The following is a 14,357-nucleotide window of genomic DNA, read 5'->3' as shown; positions in this document are numbered from 1 at the left end:
GGCGAAGCAGTTGAAGCTGGAAGAGCTTAGAAGTTTATTAAGTAACTTAACAATCTGGAAAAAAGGGAACCAAAGAGCTCCGCACAAACCATTATTGATCCTATATGCTTTAGCGCAAATACATAAGCATGATAAAAGATTATTGCCATATGAATTGGTTGGTAAAGATCTTAGACAGTTATTGATTGACTTCGGACCTATTAGAAAATCCTATCATCCGGAAGAACCTTTCGTCAGACTTTCCAGAGATGGAATATGGGAGTTGGTTGAGAAGGTTGATTTAGCTAACCCTAATAATAGGATGTTGATAAATGACCATGTGTCCGGAGGGTTTAATCCAGAAGTTTATAGAGTCCTAAGAGAAAATATGCAACATATTCCAGAACTCGCACAAATTATACTAGATCAGCACTTTCCTACCACCATTCATGAAGATATATTGAGTGCGGTTGGATTGGATTTCTCTTTTACCTATTCAAAAAAGAGGAAAAGAGACTCAAAGTTCAGGGATAATATACTCAGAGCTTATGGATATAGCTGCGCTGTCTGTGGGTTTAATATCCGGCTTGCCCATACTCTTGTTGGAGTGGAAGCTGCTCATATCAAGTGGCACCAGGCTGGTGGCCCGGATGTAGAGGAGAATGGCATAGCTCTATGCTCGCTTCATCATAAGCTATTCGACAGAGGTGTGTTTACTATTAATAATGAACGTCGAATGATTGTATCGCAGGATGCGCATGGCACCAATGGTTTTGATGAATGGTTGATGAGGTACCACTGGAATGAGATAGTGAACCCAATTGAGACAAGCTACTACCCAAAGGATGACTTCATTTATTGGCATGTTAAGGAAGTATTTAAGGGGCCGGAGAGGTATATCATTAGTTAGTTAATAGTAAAATAATATAGTAGACGAATTAAAAAAGACAAGACCTCATTTTATCTCTTGAGGTCTTGTCTTTTTATTTCTCTTCAAACCAAACGTATTCTGCAAGTCTACGCAAAGCTTTTGCTCTTTTAAGAATTTCTTTTTTATCCCATGTTTCCGTAACAGGTTGATACTCATATTTTTTTATAGCTTTATCATGTTTTGTATTTTTAGTTCCTGTTTCTATTTTCTTCACAATGGAACGGGTGAATGTTGGTTGGTTTTCATAAACTAATTTCTTTTCATTAAAAGACTTATTTTTGAGAGAACTATTATCCGATTTTGATAACAATGTCAGATTTCCAATACTTGATACCAAAGCTTTGTATTCAGCGCCATCTTCCTTTATGGCACCCCAATAATTTTTTTTGTCTTCTGGCATGATGTGCTCGATTGTTAAATTGGAGTAATTACCCTCATCAAATGAGGAAGCGAGTTTAGATAAAATATAAATTACTTTTTTCTTGTCAGAGCCTTTTAATTTATATTGTTCAAAAGCAGATAAGGCAACTTCTTTTTTATTGTTAATCAATTGTTGCATGCTTATTAGGGCGTTATTAAAATGATCATCTCTGCCAGATGCTTTCCTTATTTCCTTAGCGATACTCGGAAGTTCTTTTTCTAATTCGTTAAAACGAGAAGAAGAAATGACATAACTAAATATCAAAGTTTCTAGCTTTCTATAGATTTCATGAGATAGTTCATTATTTAAATTACAAGTAGCAAGAGCAATTATATAAGTTTGTTTTACTCCTAAACTTAGGCAAGCGGTAATATTTTCACTTATATTTCCCTCATATGCTTTTAAATATATCGAAGCAGCTTGTTCTAATTCAGTAACTAGAGACAAAACTCCTGAATAGGATTTTAATTCATAAACTGGTTTTTCATCTTTTTTTGAAGCTTCAATTTGCTTTTCAAACCAATTATAGATGTTTTTCTTTTGTACTAGATAACCTTTAGACATTAGAAAATGTTTAAGGAAAGTTGAAGTATTAACAATCGGTTTACCATTATTATCTGTTAGATGATTAACAAATTTATCCCAAATAGCAACAATAAATTCATATTGATCATCTTTTAAGTCCCGTAGTAACATATTCTTTAATAAATCTTCTGGCTGAAGCTTTGAACCGCGATCGTTTAGCGTTTCAAATATTCTAAAAGCCATATTAATACTGCCGGAAACCATTGATACAATATAAACCTTATTAGTTAAATAATTCATAAATTGTTTTAATGGAAAACCGGCCGTTGGATCAATTTCCTCTATTAAAGTTTCAATTGCTGAAAGTAAATTCTTTTGAGAAGTACTATTTACTACATATCTTTGATCGGGGTTATATTCAATGATCTTCTTATAGAATTCGTTATCTCTTGTATGATGAGAAAGTCTATAACTATTAGTAAACTCACCATTGTTATTAATATAACTGGTTATTAAGAAGTTTCTATAGTAATTAATATATTCCATAGATTCATCTTTTTTAAAATGAAAAATTGCTGCAGAAATTAATAAAGTAATGGTAGTAATACGTTGTTGTCCATCTATTACTAATTTCATATTTGGTTCATCTTCGGAAAAAACCATACTTCCTATAAAATAGTCTTGTTCAGGATCCTCCTCCATACTTTCTTTTATATCATTAATAAAATCCTTAAGATTTTCTTTCCCCCACACATAATTCCTTTGCATAATAGGAATTTTATATCGATCTTGTCCATTAAGTAATGAAGTGATTTTTACTAAACCATCAGAGTGAAACTGTTTGTTGATACTCAATTTTGACATCCCCTAGTTTAAAAATATTTCTTTATAATGTAATTGTAGAAGACCAAATTGAACGGATCAATAAAATCTTTCAATTTAAAGCAATTTTCTGCATTTTTTACATGTAATAATAAATAAAAAATCCCGGATATTAAATCGGCATATTCTAAGTTTATTATATTGTTAAAATCTAAATTGTTTTTGTAGAATAAAAAAGATAAGATTGTTTTATGTGAATATTAAAAAAATAAGGAGGATAGCAACATGAACTTAGAAATCTTTTTCGGCTTAATAGGTCTGCCCGCTTTAATCCTAATCACGGCAGTTGTTTGTTACGTACATACAGGAAGAAAAGAAAATAAAAATGTAAAAAATTCGGTTTCAAATGATATGAATACAAAAGGTGGTGTTTCTCAATGATTACGGTAGAACCAATTGCTATTACTATTTTAGTCTTATATTTGGTAGGTCTCCTTTTAATAGGATTTATAAGTTCCAGAAAAAGTTCAGAAGGATTAACGGATTTTTTCCTTGCTGGTAGGAACTTAAATAAATGGACGGTCGCTTTATCGGCGGTAAGTTCTGGGCGGAGTGCCTGGTTGGTCCTTGGGGTAACGGGAACTGCCTATGCTACTGGTCTTAACGCAGTTTGGGCAATAGCTGGGTATATTACAGTTGAAGTTTTTATGTTTTTCTATGTGGCGAAGAGATTCAGAACGTACAGTGAAAATACCGGCAGTATTACCGTACCGGATATTTTAGAAACTCGCTTCGATGACAAAAAACATATTTTGAGAGCAGTAAGTGCCATTATTATTATTTTCTTTATGATTGCATATGTAGGTAGTCAGCTGGTTGCTGGTGGGGGAGCATTTGCTACTAGTATGGGAGTATCACCAACGGTAGGTATGTGGTTAACTGCCTTTATTTTATTAGCTTATACCATGTTAGGTGGATTTCATGCCGTTAGTAAGACCGATGTGATTCAGGCAGGATTTATGTTTGTTTCACTCGTGCTTCTTCCTACTATCGCCGTGATAGGCTTAGGTGGCTTCGGACCCATTCTAGAAGCTATGAATACGGAAGGAGGCGGTTTCATTAGCCCATTTGCCTTTGGTTTCGGTGCCATTATCGGCTTGATTGGCATTGGGTTTGGGAGTCCTGGTAACCCTCATATTTTAGTAAGATACATGTCCCTTAAGAACGTGAAGGAAATGAGACAAGCTGCATTAATTAGTTCCATCTGGAATGTTCTGATGGGATGGGGGGCAGTAATGATCGGCTTGGCTGGTCGTGCTTACTTTCCAGATATCAGCATGTTGCCTAACGGAAATCAAGAACAGGTATTCCTTTCATTAGGGTCTGAAATCTTACATCCATTATTTTTTGGTTTCTTACTAGTCGCAGTGTTAGCCGCCATCATGTCGAGTGCGGATAGTCAATTGCTTGTGGGATCCAGCGCCTTCATTCGAGATATTTATCAAAAAATTATCGGGAAAGATAAAGAGCTTCCACAAAAGAAGCTAGTATTATTAAGCCGAGTTACGACCGTTGTGTTTATGGGTCTTTCTCTCATCCTTGCATTCACAGCTCAGGAGTTTGTATTTTGGATGGTATTATTCGCCTTTGGTGGACTAGGAGCCTGCTTCGGCCCAGCTCTTCTTCTATCTTTCTATTGGAAAGGTGTATCCAAACAAGGTGTTCTTTGGGGAATGATTACAGGATTAATTACGGTAATCCTGGTGAAACAACAGCCTCAATGGACTTATGCTTTCTTACCAGATATCAAAGAACTACTAAACACGTATTTCTTTGGCATCACGTATGAGGCTGTTCCAGGGTTTATTGTCGCAACGTTATTCACAGTAATTATCAGTTTGTTTACAAAAAAACCAGATAATGCTGAGGAAGTATTGGAGAGTTTGAAAGAGAGTGCTTAAATTTACTTTAGAAGGAGAGGGATAGCCGTACATGGTTATCCCTCTTTTTGGCATAAAGAAGAGGATTTTCAAAACTATTGTCGAAAAGTGGAATATGTAAACCAGTATTTATATATAGGAGGCAACTCTATATGCAAAAAATCGACCAATTACTAAATGAACACGCTTTATCAAACCATAAGTCAGCGATCATCGCCAATTTTAAAAACTCTATTAAACTAAATAAAGTTAAAACTGATGAAATAGACATCCCACTTGGCTCTTCTAAAATAGGAGGTTCCCCAGACTTGCCCGCAGATTGGGAGTTCCCACGTTATGAAGATGACTATTTAACTTTCATGTTACAGGTAAACTTGTCTGAAGCAAAACCCTATGACAAAGATAATCTGTTGCCTGAGCGCGGCATTTTGTATTTGTTTTATGAGGCGTTGGAGCAGCCTTGGGGATTTGAGGAGGATGAGGGATGCTTTAAGGTGCTTTATTTTGATGATGATTTAGGGGAGTTGGAGAGGAAGGGAAGTCCAAGTAGTAGGACGGAGTTTGTTGCGTTTCCAGCGTTCCATCTGTCGTTTGAGACGATAGTGACATTGCCAGAAAGTCCCGAGAACCTGGTTTTTGCAGATGATGATGATGAAGCGAATTACTTTGATTTCCGTCAGGAGCTAGTGCAGCCAGAGGACGAAGATGGCAAGGTGGTGCCGGCGCATTATATGCTGGGCGAGCCGATGAATATTCAGGATGATGTGTTAGAGGAGCTTTTTGAGGATGGGAAGGATCCTGTGCTCTTGTTCCAGATTGATTCGGATGAAGAACTGGCAGATGTCATGTGGGGAGATAGTGGCATGTTGTACTTCTGTATGGAGAAAGAGGACTTGATGGAGAAGCGGTTTGATCGGGTGGCTTTTACGTTGCAGTGTTTTTAGGGGGGAGGTGCAAAGTGATTACATATGACGGAACACCACAGCTAGTAACAGATAGATTAATCTTGGAGAAGTTTGAACTCGGTGATGCCCAGAAGGTGTTTGACCACTGGATTTCAGATGAGCGAGTGACAGACAATCGAGTGAGTGCGGCGCATAAAACAGTTGGTGAGACGGTGGAGAGAGTGGCCAATATTGTGTCGAATATGAGAAGGAAGATTTTTGTTATTGGGCAGTGAAGTTGAAGGATAGCGGAGAGCTGATTGGCGAGATTGATTTGTATGACTTTGAAGAGGCAACCGGAAATTGCGAGGTGAGTTATTCTCTCGGTTACCGGTGGTGGAATCAGGGGTATGGCACGGAAGCGTTGCGAGCCGTGATCGAACTTGGCTTTCGGCACATGAATCTTCATAAGATTGCTGCTGCACATAACACCGACAACCCAGCGTCCGGTCGCATCATGAGCAAGGCAGGGATGGTGCAAGAAGGGATTGTGAGAGATATGATTCGGAATTCTAAAGGTCAATATAAGGATTGTGCGATCTATGGGATTTTGCGGGGGGAGTATTTTGAGAAGGGGTTAGGAGATCGCGGTTATATTTTGGGTGTGAAGGGGTGAGAAAGGTGGCACATGAAGACTGCCTAGGCTGCAGATTAGCCAACAAAAGCGAAGCAATCTATATGATCTACGAAGATGAATATGTCACGTGCTTCCTAGACCACGACCCGTTTAATGAGGGACATACCTTAATCTTGCCGAAACAACATTCCTTAGATGTCGACGAACTCGATGAGGAAACCGCCAATGCCATTATGAAAGCTTCTATACTATTATCCAAAGCATTGAAGCACCTATATCAACCAGACGGCATCACCATTAACCAAAATGGTGGTGTGTTTAATGAGTTGACTCATTACCATATGCATGTGGTGCCGAGGTATAAGGGGCAATGGTTTGGGGATTTTTATACGGAGGAAGCGGTGGGGGAAGTGGATGTGAGGGAGTTGGAGCGGGTTAGGGGGAGGATGGTTGAGGTGATTGAGGAGATAATTAAATGAATACTAAGACTATCTTACAAATTCAGAGGGTTATACATTTAGTAATACAGAAAACGGTGCTTTGCGAGCCTATCTAGAGACAGACTTAGTTGAAAGTTATGATGAGCCACTTGTATTGGAGCTTGATTTACTAGAGGGTATGTTAAAGTAATGAAATTTTCAAGTGAAAGTATTAATGGGTATATAGAGTGTCATTAATGCCCATTATGGGAATAAATTACTATATTCCTATGTTTTAAATTAACTCTGAAGGGTGATTAAGTATGAGAGATGCAAAACCAGCGACAAGTAGAGAGTGCATTTGCGGTGATGTTGCTGTACCTACAAAAATCACCATTCAAGAGGAATTCGAAGAGATAGACTTGGTTATCCGTAACTTTCCGGTATTTAAATGTTTACAATGTGATGAAATAACAATTAGTCCCAGAGACCACGTGGAATACTACAAGATGGCGGTAAAGCATTACGAGAGTACAAATGAAAACGAATTTGATTGTAGCTTAAGTCAGTAAAGGACTAAAAGAAAGAAGGGATAGCGAATGGAGAAACCTGAAAAACTGAAGGCGACACCAAAGAAACTAACCCGGCTAAAAGGAGAAACCAAGATGGAGAAAAAGAACAAAGAAGCTTTAAAAGTTATTAGATCTATTAAAGGGATGTTTGGATGAACGTAAAAATTGAATGCGGTAAGAGAATTATATAAATTGTCATAGCTCAATGTATGAATAGCTATGGTCTTTTTTTATGGAACTTTTTTACTTGTAAACCGTATATTATCTAAATCACTTCAGTTAGAAAGGGGTTCATACAAATGAAAAAGCTCTTTCTCTATTTTTTCTTAACCTTAATAGTCTTACTAGGTATTATCTTCATGATCGCCCACTTTTTTGACTTTCGATTTAGTAATGTGGCATTCATTACAAGCATTGTCGCTGCGTTTGTCACGTATAGTGGTGGTGCTTCTACATTTGGAGCAGCCACTGTAGCGGTTCAGTATCTAGGGAAATACGCTCCATCCTCTAATGAAGAAAAGATAAGTTACATAAACCCCTTTTTCCTTGCATCATGTTCTATACTTCTGGGATGCTTTGCGTCATTCTTTTTCTTTTATTAAACCCTCTTCAATGCTTTTAAGTCATAAAAATAAAAGCTACAGGTTAACGTCTGTAGCTTCTTCACACATCCTCAATCACCAACATAGATTCATCAAATTCCAAGAGCTTCCCCGTAAGTAACTTCCTAATAGTAGCCGTCAAGATCGGTAAAGTAACCACTATAACCGCCCCAGTCCGTTTTTTGTGGCTTTTTCTGAATGGTCGCTCCTGTTAACTCCGTTTTCTTAATAACTTCGTCCACTTCATTTTGTATTATAAGCCAGGGTGGTTCCCACAAAACCTTTTCCAACTTCCGAAGGTTGCTGTTCGTTCACATCTTTCGCTAATTCACCTGCCGGATAAAGTGCGATCCTTTTGCCTTCATTTTTAAAAAAATAATGGCTGGAGCGGATTCTGGTCCTCTGACTGACGTGGCAAAGCCTAAGTCCTTGTAAAACTGGTGTGATTTTACGATGTCCTTTGTGCCGAGTGTAATGATATTTAAGCGGTTCATTGTATTTCCTCCTTTGTGGTCCCAATAAGTGAAGTATTCTACAGAGAGGTGGGAAACCCTTTTGGGCTGAAAGGGAGACGACATATTCTCTGAAAATTGCTCCTTTCTTTTAAAGGTCAAATCTTATTTTGCAAATTTATGCAGGAGTATCTACAAACAGGTCGAAACATGATAGTTATGTATATACAGTTTTTGTAAAATCGTAGCGAGTGGAGGGGAATGATGAAGGTTTCATGAGTATAAGGTCAGTCCTTCCCGAATATCCTGTCCCCTTTCCAAGAGAATGGTAAGCTGACTGTAAAAAATCTTTAGGATTCATCCATTGGTAATAGGCACTTTTGCTTACATAATAATGGAATATTCCTAAAAGAATATTTTTTTAATGTAAAAGTTCGGTATATTAGTAATAATGACCCTGCACCAAAAATTTTACAGTCGTGCATTTTTATTCCTATATCTAGTCTTTAAGATATTTTCATAATTTTGCAGATATATGTGAAAGAGTTATATGTAACCTTATTTCCCGAAAATAAAATAAGTTAACCTAGGGGGCATTATGAGACTTAACAATAGTTTGGGGTAGAAAAAAAGATGAATTCAGTAACTGGTCTTTTAAAGGACTATTCTATAGAAAAAACACATCTGAATGGTAAGTTGATAAATGTTTTTACATATACCGCGTTAGAGCAAATCAATGATGAAATGTTGGATATGATGTTTAAAATCATGCCTGTAAATCGTCAAATTAGCGCAAAGAGATATAGGAATGAATTAGATAAAAAGCTATGTATTGTTTCGTATGCATTATTTGTCTTAGCTATGCAAAAAACATTTAGTATTTATGATTCCTATGAGTTCACATTTAATGAAAATAACAAACCTTTTCTAAAGTCATTCCCTGGAATACATTTTAATATTAGTCATTGCAAAGTGGGGGTAGCTTGTGCGATTGCCACTGAAAAGATCGGAGTAGATATTCAAGACATAATAAAGTATGACAAAAAATTAGCTGCGGCAATTTGTTCACAAAAAGAAATAGAAATGATGAATAAGGCAGTCGATAAAGATTTAGAATTAACAAAAATTTGGACAATGAAAGAAAGCTATTTTAAAATGCTTGGCACTGGACTGATTGAGCCCCTGACAGATGTAAATGTTTATGAATTAGACAATTTCTATCAGAAAATCAATTCAAGAGAAAATTATGTTTTATCTGTAGCAATTTAAACGATGAGGGGTTAAGACATATGAAGATTTTTATGATGTATATTGCAAGAAACATCAGAGAAAACAAATTAAGAGGCCTTTTAATTTTACTTTCTCTCATGATTTCGACATTTATTTTATATATAAACCTTGTTGCACGAGATGATATTCTACTTCAATACCAGAAACTAAACGAAGAGTCATATAATGGGTACGATGTGATGATTAACTATAAAGACACTGAGGAACCTTTTTTTATGGCAAGTGAGTTTAATGATAAGGATATAGATGTAAAGGAAAAATCCTTAGCTATAGTCACCTATGGAGTAGTTGATAATAATGATTTATTAACCCTTAAACTTTATGGCTGCAGTAAAGAGAGTTGTTTTGATTCAGGGTTATTTGCAATTTCAGAGAAAGATAAATTTGATTTAAGTCAAGATGAACTAATTTTAATTAGTCCGCAATTAGCTGAAAATTATGGATATAAATTAGGGGATAAGGTTTCCATTCAAACTCAAATTGGCCTAAGGGAATATAAAATAGGGGCAATTGGGGAAAAGACAGGATTATTCCTGGGAGTTGACAATGAAAACCTGATTGTTATGACAAGTTCTGAAGTGGAAAATATAACAGATCAAAAAAACAATATAAATACGCTTTTACTAAACTTAGAAGATGATGCAAATATAAACGAGAGTATTCAGACATTGATAAAGAACAATAAAGAATTCAATATACAGCCTTTAGTAGATCAAGATTTAATAGATTTTAATACGGGTATGATTAGCCAAGTATTGTTAATAATTTTAGTACTAGCTATCATCATGAACTATTATGTTATTTCTTCAAATGCTAAGGTTATATTGTTATCAAGAATTCCTGTAGTAGGTACATTTAGAAGCCTGGGAGCTACTAAGGCAAAAGTGAACCTCATACTAATTGTAGAGAATTTTATATATGGAGTTCTAGGAGGGATCCTCGGGATAATTTGTGGGATTTACTTCAAGGAAACGATATTAGGCGCCTTGACGCAGGGGATATCTGGTGAATCAATGGGGCAGATATCAGTACCCATGAATTATACTTACGTGATTTTTGCACTGTTATTTGCAATAGCTATTCAATTAATTAGTGTTTTTCATGTGATTCATCAAATTGGTAATTATTCCGTAAAAAGTTTAATATTTGAAGAGTTTAATACCATTCAAAGAGTGCCTAAGATACTTACAGTCTTAGGGTTTGTGTTTTTAGTCTTATCTTATACGCTATATAAAATAAACAATGATTATAATATTATCTTATCTATCCTAGCTTTAGTAGCAGCTATGGCTGGGGGCATATGGTTATTACCCTTTATTACAAAATACTTATCCTTGCTCTTTAGTAAGGTTAATAAATCGATATTCGGGTCAGCACCATCACTTGGGGCAAGAAATATTTCAGATAGTAAGATTATCAACTCGAATATTAAACTTGTCGTTATTTCACTTTCTGTGGTCTTGATGATATTCATAACTTCTATGTCTCTTGAAAATTTATTTGGAAAAGCAAAAGATGCATTTGAATCGGATATTCAGATATATGGAATGGAAAAAAAGGAAGATGAATATCTGAAATTAAAGCAAGTCACAGGCGTGGAAGACCTTAATTTTTTATATAGTTTTTACGACGATATACACATCAATGGAAATGAATTAAATCTTGTTGTCACTGGTTTTGAAGATGAAAGACTTGGTGTTAAAAACGTAGTAGGAAATATAAAGGATCTTAATGTTGGAGAAGTCATGATAGACGAGTTTTATGGCGCGAAAAATGAATTGAAAATAGGAGATCAGCTGGAGATTAAATCAGATAACCTTATATCTGAAAAGATTCAAGTCAAAATAGTAGGTACTGTAGACTCATCACTATTTACTACTTCTAGAAATACCATCGTTTTTTCCGAATCACAATTTAAAAGAGATATAAATGATATACCTAGTACCATGTATATTGCATCTAGTGAAAACTTAGATCAGATGAAAAAGACTTTATATAAAGAATTATCCGGAGAAGATATTACAGTACAAACCATAAGTGAATTTGTCGAAGAGCAAGACCAAAGGGTCAGCGGGTTGCTATCTACAGTTTGGATATTCTTGTTTCTTTCTATATTACTATCAGCTGTTGGCTTAATAAACAATCAAGTTATTGGTTTTATACAAAGAAAGCGAGAGTATGCTGTGTTGTATTCAGTTTCTATGAGCAGGGCCCAATTAAATACAATGATATTTTTTGAAATAATGAATTCCTTTTTAATAGGATGTGGATTCGGCTTGACTTTAAGCCTGTGGTTGAGCAAATTACTACAAGGTTTATTAAGTTCAATAGGGATTTATCTACAATTCAGTTTCCAGTGGCTGGATGTACTAAGTGTTGTAGGTATAATATTTATTATTCTTATCTTAACCTCACTAATTCCAATGTATAAGATTACCAAGATGAACGTAGTTGAAGAAATCAAATATGAATAAGAGATATATAAGCTGCTGATAGAATCAAGCATAAAACTCTGGGGGAATAGAATATGAAAAAAGTAATAAAAGTAAGAAATCTTTCCAAGAATTTTGGTAATGGGAGTAATATAACAAAAGTTCTTAAAGAAATATCTTTTGATGTGGATCAAGGTCAATTTGTATCTATTATGGGACCTTCTGGGTGTGGAAAGAGCACATTACTATATTTATTGGGAGGCTTAGATGCGCCTACATCAGGGCAAATCTTTATAAAGGATAAAGACATTCAGTCACTAAAAGATAAAGAATTGAGTAAGATACGACGATCAGATATAGGATTTGTATTTCAATTTTATAATTTGGTACACAATCTGTCAGTGGAGGAAAACGTACTGTTACCCATAGCTATGAGTGGACAAAACGTGAAAGACTATAATGAAAAGCTAGATGAAATTTTAGAAATTGTCGGCCTTAGTGATAAACGTAAGGAAATTCCAAGTCGCTTATCAGGTGGGCAACAACAACGTGTAGCCATTGCAAGAGCAATTATTATTAACCCTAGTATTATACTTGCTGATGAGCCAATAGGTAATTTAGACAGTAAATCTAGTAAAACAATTATGGAATTATTTAAAAAAGTTAATAAAAATTATGGGATAACCATAATTCAAGTTACTCACGATGAAAGTATGACATTATATGGAGATAGATTGATTCGACTACGTGATGGGGTGATTGTAGAGGATAAAATGAGGGAGGTGTTTAGTTATGAATACGCCGAATCTAAATAATAATATTGAAAAGGTATATTCCCTAAGTCCTTTACAAGAAGGAATGCTGTTTCATCAGATGTTAAATGAAAAGTCTGGAAATTACGTTGTGCAGACAAGTTTGAAAATAAAAGGTGACTTTTCGGTAGATGTAGCTAATGAGAGTATACAACTTCTAGCACGAAAACATGAAGCTTTAAGAACAATGATTCCTCTTAATAGATTTAGAAAGCCAGTACAAATCGTGCTAAGAGATAGACTAATAGATTTTGAGGAGTTGGACTTTCAAGAATATTCATCTGAGGAACAAGAAGCTGAAATAGAGAAGTTCCTCGAACAGGACAGTAAGAGAGGCTTTGATTTTGAGAAAGCCTCAAACTTCAGAGTAGCTATAATAAGATTATCCCAGGATGAATGGATGATGATATGGAGTTTTCATCATATTATTATTGATGGCTGGTGTTTACCGATTCTTTTTGAAAACTATTTGAACTTTTATTTTGCTTTGAAAAAAGGTGAATCCAAAGAAAGTATTATTTCAGCTATAAAAAATACTAGAAACTTAAAGACTTCTTATGGAGATTATATTAAATGGTTGCAGAGGAAAGATAAAGAAGAGGACTATAAATATTGGGACGAGCTTCTTCATGGATATGATACAGATGCTAAAATTCAATCTTTGGGAAATGAGGAAATTAGTGATAAGACTGTTTTGGAATATAGTATTCCTTTTACAGAATCTGAATATCATACCATAAGGGAAAAGATGGCTTCTTATAATGTAACCGTAAGTACTTTAATCGAGACTGCATGGGGCCTTTTATTGCAATCCTATAGTGGTTCCAATGATGTAGTGTACGGAAAAGTCGTTTCAGGAAGAGATATTATGCTGCCTGGTATAGAAGAAACTGTAGGATTGTTTATTAATACGATTCCTTCAAGAGTTCAAGTTAATAGTGATATAACTTGCCTAGAGCTGTTACTAAAAATGCAAAATCAAGGCACGAACAGTCTTGATTATCAACACTGTTCCTTAGCTGATATTCAATCAAGATCCTTGAATAAGAGTCTTATAAATTCTGTATATGCTTTTGAAAACTTTGTAACAAAAGAAGGCATTTTATCGGAACAAGAAGGATTATCATTTGAAATTATCAAAGCAAGAGAACAAACCAATTATCCCCTTACATTACGTGTTAATCAATTGAAAACATTGCAATTAGATATGCTTTACAATCCTAGCTTGTTTTCAGAATATGATATTAAGCGTATCCTTCTACAACTAAAGAAAACTTCCCTACAACTTGCGTTACATCCAGACAAATTAGTGGATTCGATAAATATAATAACAGATGAAGAGAAAGCAATAATAACTGGAATATTCAATGATTTGGAAAGAAATTATGATGAAGTCAATATAAAGGAAATATTTGAAGAAATAGCTGATAAACTCCCAAATAAAACGGCATTAGTATTTGAAGATAAAGAGATGACCTACGGGGAATTGAATAAAAAGTCTAATGAATTGGCTCATAAATTGATTGAAGTAGGGGTTAAGAAAGAAGAACCAGTTGTCATCTTGGGAGAACGATCTTTAGAATTAGTGATTGGTATAGTTGGTGTTTTGAAGGCAGGGGCAAGCTATGTTCCGATCGAT

The 14,357-nt window shown here is 35.3% G+C and carries 15 protein-coding genes and 1 pseudogene; 14 read left to right on the top strand and 2 right to left on the bottom strand.

Annotated features, from left to right (window positions below):
• Positions 1 to 10 precede the first annotated feature (10 nt).
• Positions 11 to 889 carry a phosphorothioated DNA-binding restriction endonuclease gene (locus AB685_RS16920; RefSeq protein ID WP_047971795.1) on the top strand — a complete coding sequence of 293 codons (879 nt, stop codon included), beginning with the start codon at positions 11 to 13 and terminating at the stop codon, positions 887 to 889.
• Positions 890 to 962: 73 nt separating this feature from the next.
• Here AB685_RS16920 and AB685_RS16915 read toward each other — a convergent pair whose 3' ends face one another.
• Positions 963 to 2,711, bottom strand: a complete 1,749-nt coding sequence (locus AB685_RS16915; protein ID WP_047971794.1) for a DUF262 domain-containing protein — start codon at positions 2,709 to 2,711, stop codon at positions 963 to 965.
• A 252-nt stretch (positions 2,712 to 2,963) separates the two neighbouring features.
• On the opposite strand from AB685_RS16915, the gene AB685_RS31360 reads away from it, so the two are divergent.
• The 9 genes from AB685_RS31360 (at position 2,964) to AB685_RS16885 (ending at position 7,732) form a co-directional block, all read left to right on the top strand.
• A complete protein-coding gene (locus AB685_RS31360; RefSeq protein WP_157860733.1) occupies positions 2,964 to 3,119 on the top strand; it encodes a hypothetical protein in 156 nt (51 codons plus the stop codon).
• The gene (locus tag AB685_RS16910) at positions 3,116 to 4,639 is read left to right on the top strand and encodes a sodium/proline symporter (RefSeq protein ID WP_047971793.1); all 1,524 of its coding nucleotides are present in this window, start codon (positions 3,116 to 3,118) and stop codon (positions 4,637 to 4,639) included. The genes AB685_RS31360 and AB685_RS16910 overlap by 4 nt, the downstream gene beginning before the upstream one ends.
• A gap of 131 nt (positions 4,640 to 4,770) precedes the next feature.
• Positions 4,771 to 5,562, top strand: a complete 792-nt coding sequence (locus AB685_RS16905) for a YwqG family protein (protein ID WP_047971792.1) — start codon at positions 4,771 to 4,773, stop codon at positions 5,560 to 5,562.
• Positions 5,563 to 5,576: 14 nt separating this feature from the next.
• Positions 5,577 to 5,798 carry a hypothetical protein gene (locus tag AB685_RS32125; RefSeq protein WP_241773328.1) on the top strand — a complete coding sequence of 74 codons (222 nt, stop codon included), beginning with the start codon at positions 5,577 to 5,579 and terminating at the stop codon, positions 5,796 to 5,798.
• Positions 5,799 to 5,800: 2 nt separating this feature from the next.
• Positions 5,801 to 6,178: a GNAT family protein gene (locus tag AB685_RS32120; protein ID WP_241773327.1), complete on the top strand. Its 378-nt coding sequence runs from the start codon at positions 5,801 to 5,803 to the stop codon at positions 6,176 to 6,178.
• 5 nt (positions 6,179 to 6,183) lie between these two features.
• Positions 6,184 to 6,618: an HIT family protein gene (locus AB685_RS16895; RefSeq protein ID WP_082153683.1), complete on the top strand. Its 435-nt coding sequence runs from the start codon at positions 6,184 to 6,186 to the stop codon at positions 6,616 to 6,618.
• A 263-nt stretch (positions 6,619 to 6,881) separates the two neighbouring features.
• Complete coding sequence (locus tag AB685_RS16890) at positions 6,882 to 7,130, top strand: YgiT-type zinc finger protein (protein WP_047971791.1); 249 nt, start codon at positions 6,882 to 6,884, stop codon at positions 7,128 to 7,130.
• A 27-nt stretch (positions 7,131 to 7,157) separates the two neighbouring features.
• A complete protein-coding gene (locus tag AB685_RS32395) occupies positions 7,158 to 7,286 on the top strand; it encodes a hypothetical protein (protein WP_277814294.1) in 129 nt (42 codons plus the stop codon).
• A gap of 143 nt (positions 7,287 to 7,429) precedes the next feature.
• A complete protein-coding gene (locus AB685_RS16885) occupies positions 7,430 to 7,732 on the top strand; it encodes a hypothetical protein (RefSeq protein WP_047971790.1) in 303 nt (100 codons plus the stop codon).
• A gap of 61 nt (positions 7,733 to 7,793) precedes the next feature.
• Here the strand turns inward: AB685_RS16885 and AB685_RS16880 are convergent.
• Positions 7,794 to 8,226, bottom strand: a pseudogene (locus tag AB685_RS16880) (VOC family protein).
• A 591-nt stretch (positions 8,227 to 8,817) separates the two neighbouring features.
• Here AB685_RS16880 and AB685_RS16875 point away from each other — a divergent pair.
• The 4 genes from AB685_RS16875 to AB685_RS16860 all read left to right on the top strand — a co-directional run.
• Entirely contained in the window at positions 8,818 to 9,453 is a 636-nt protein-coding gene (locus AB685_RS16875; RefSeq protein WP_047971789.1) for a 4'-phosphopantetheinyl transferase superfamily protein, read from the top strand.
• A 20-nt stretch (positions 9,454 to 9,473) separates the two neighbouring features.
• Positions 9,474 to 11,948 (top strand): ABC transporter permease, encoded by a 2,475-nt coding sequence (locus tag AB685_RS16870; RefSeq protein WP_047971788.1) that lies wholly within the window; start codon positions 9,474 to 9,476, stop codon positions 11,946 to 11,948.
• A 53-nt stretch (positions 11,949 to 12,001) separates the two neighbouring features.
• Positions 12,002 to 12,721, top strand: a complete 720-nt coding sequence (locus AB685_RS16865; protein WP_047971787.1) for an ABC transporter ATP-binding protein — start codon at positions 12,002 to 12,004, stop codon at positions 12,719 to 12,721.
• A partial coding sequence (locus AB685_RS16860; protein ID WP_047971786.1) for a condensation domain-containing protein occupies positions 12,699 to 14,357 on the top strand: 1,659 nt, incomplete at its 3' end. The genes AB685_RS16865 and AB685_RS16860, both read left to right, overlap by 23 nt.

The sequence above is a fragment of the Bacillus sp. LL01 genome, assembly GCF_001037965.1.
This window is presented reverse-complemented; position numbering and strand designations above follow the sequence as displayed.

Excerpts from the sequence above, each read along its gene's own strand:
- AB685_RS16875 (WP_047971789.1), top strand. The coding sequence starts at position 8,818 with ATGAATTCAGTAACTGGTCTTTTAAAGGACTATTCTATAGAAAAAACA.
- AB685_RS16870 (WP_047971788.1), top strand. The coding sequence starts at position 9,474 with ATGAAGATTTTTATGATGTATATTGCAAGAAACATCAGAGAAAACAAA.
- AB685_RS16865 (WP_047971787.1), top strand. The coding sequence starts at position 12,002 with ATGAAAAAAGTAATAAAAGTAAGAAATCTTTCCAAGAATTTTGGTAAT.
- AB685_RS32395 (WP_277814294.1), top strand. The coding sequence starts at position 7,158 with ATGGAGAAACCTGAAAAACTGAAGGCGACACCAAAGAAACTAACCCGG.
- AB685_RS16885 (WP_047971790.1), top strand. The coding sequence starts at position 7,430 with ATGAAAAAGCTCTTTCTCTATTTTTTCTTAACCTTAATAGTCTTACTA.
- AB685_RS16890 (WP_047971791.1), top strand. The coding sequence starts at position 6,882 with ATGAGAGATGCAAAACCAGCGACAAGTAGAGAGTGCATTTGCGGTGAT.
- AB685_RS16905 (WP_047971792.1), top strand. The coding sequence starts at position 4,771 with ATGCAAAAAATCGACCAATTACTAAATGAACACGCTTTATCAAACCAT.
- AB685_RS31360 (WP_157860733.1), top strand. The coding sequence starts at position 2,964 with ATGAACTTAGAAATCTTTTTCGGCTTAATAGGTCTGCCCGCTTTAATC.
- AB685_RS16910 (WP_047971793.1), top strand. The coding sequence starts at position 3,116 with ATGATTACGGTAGAACCAATTGCTATTACTATTTTAGTCTTATATTTG.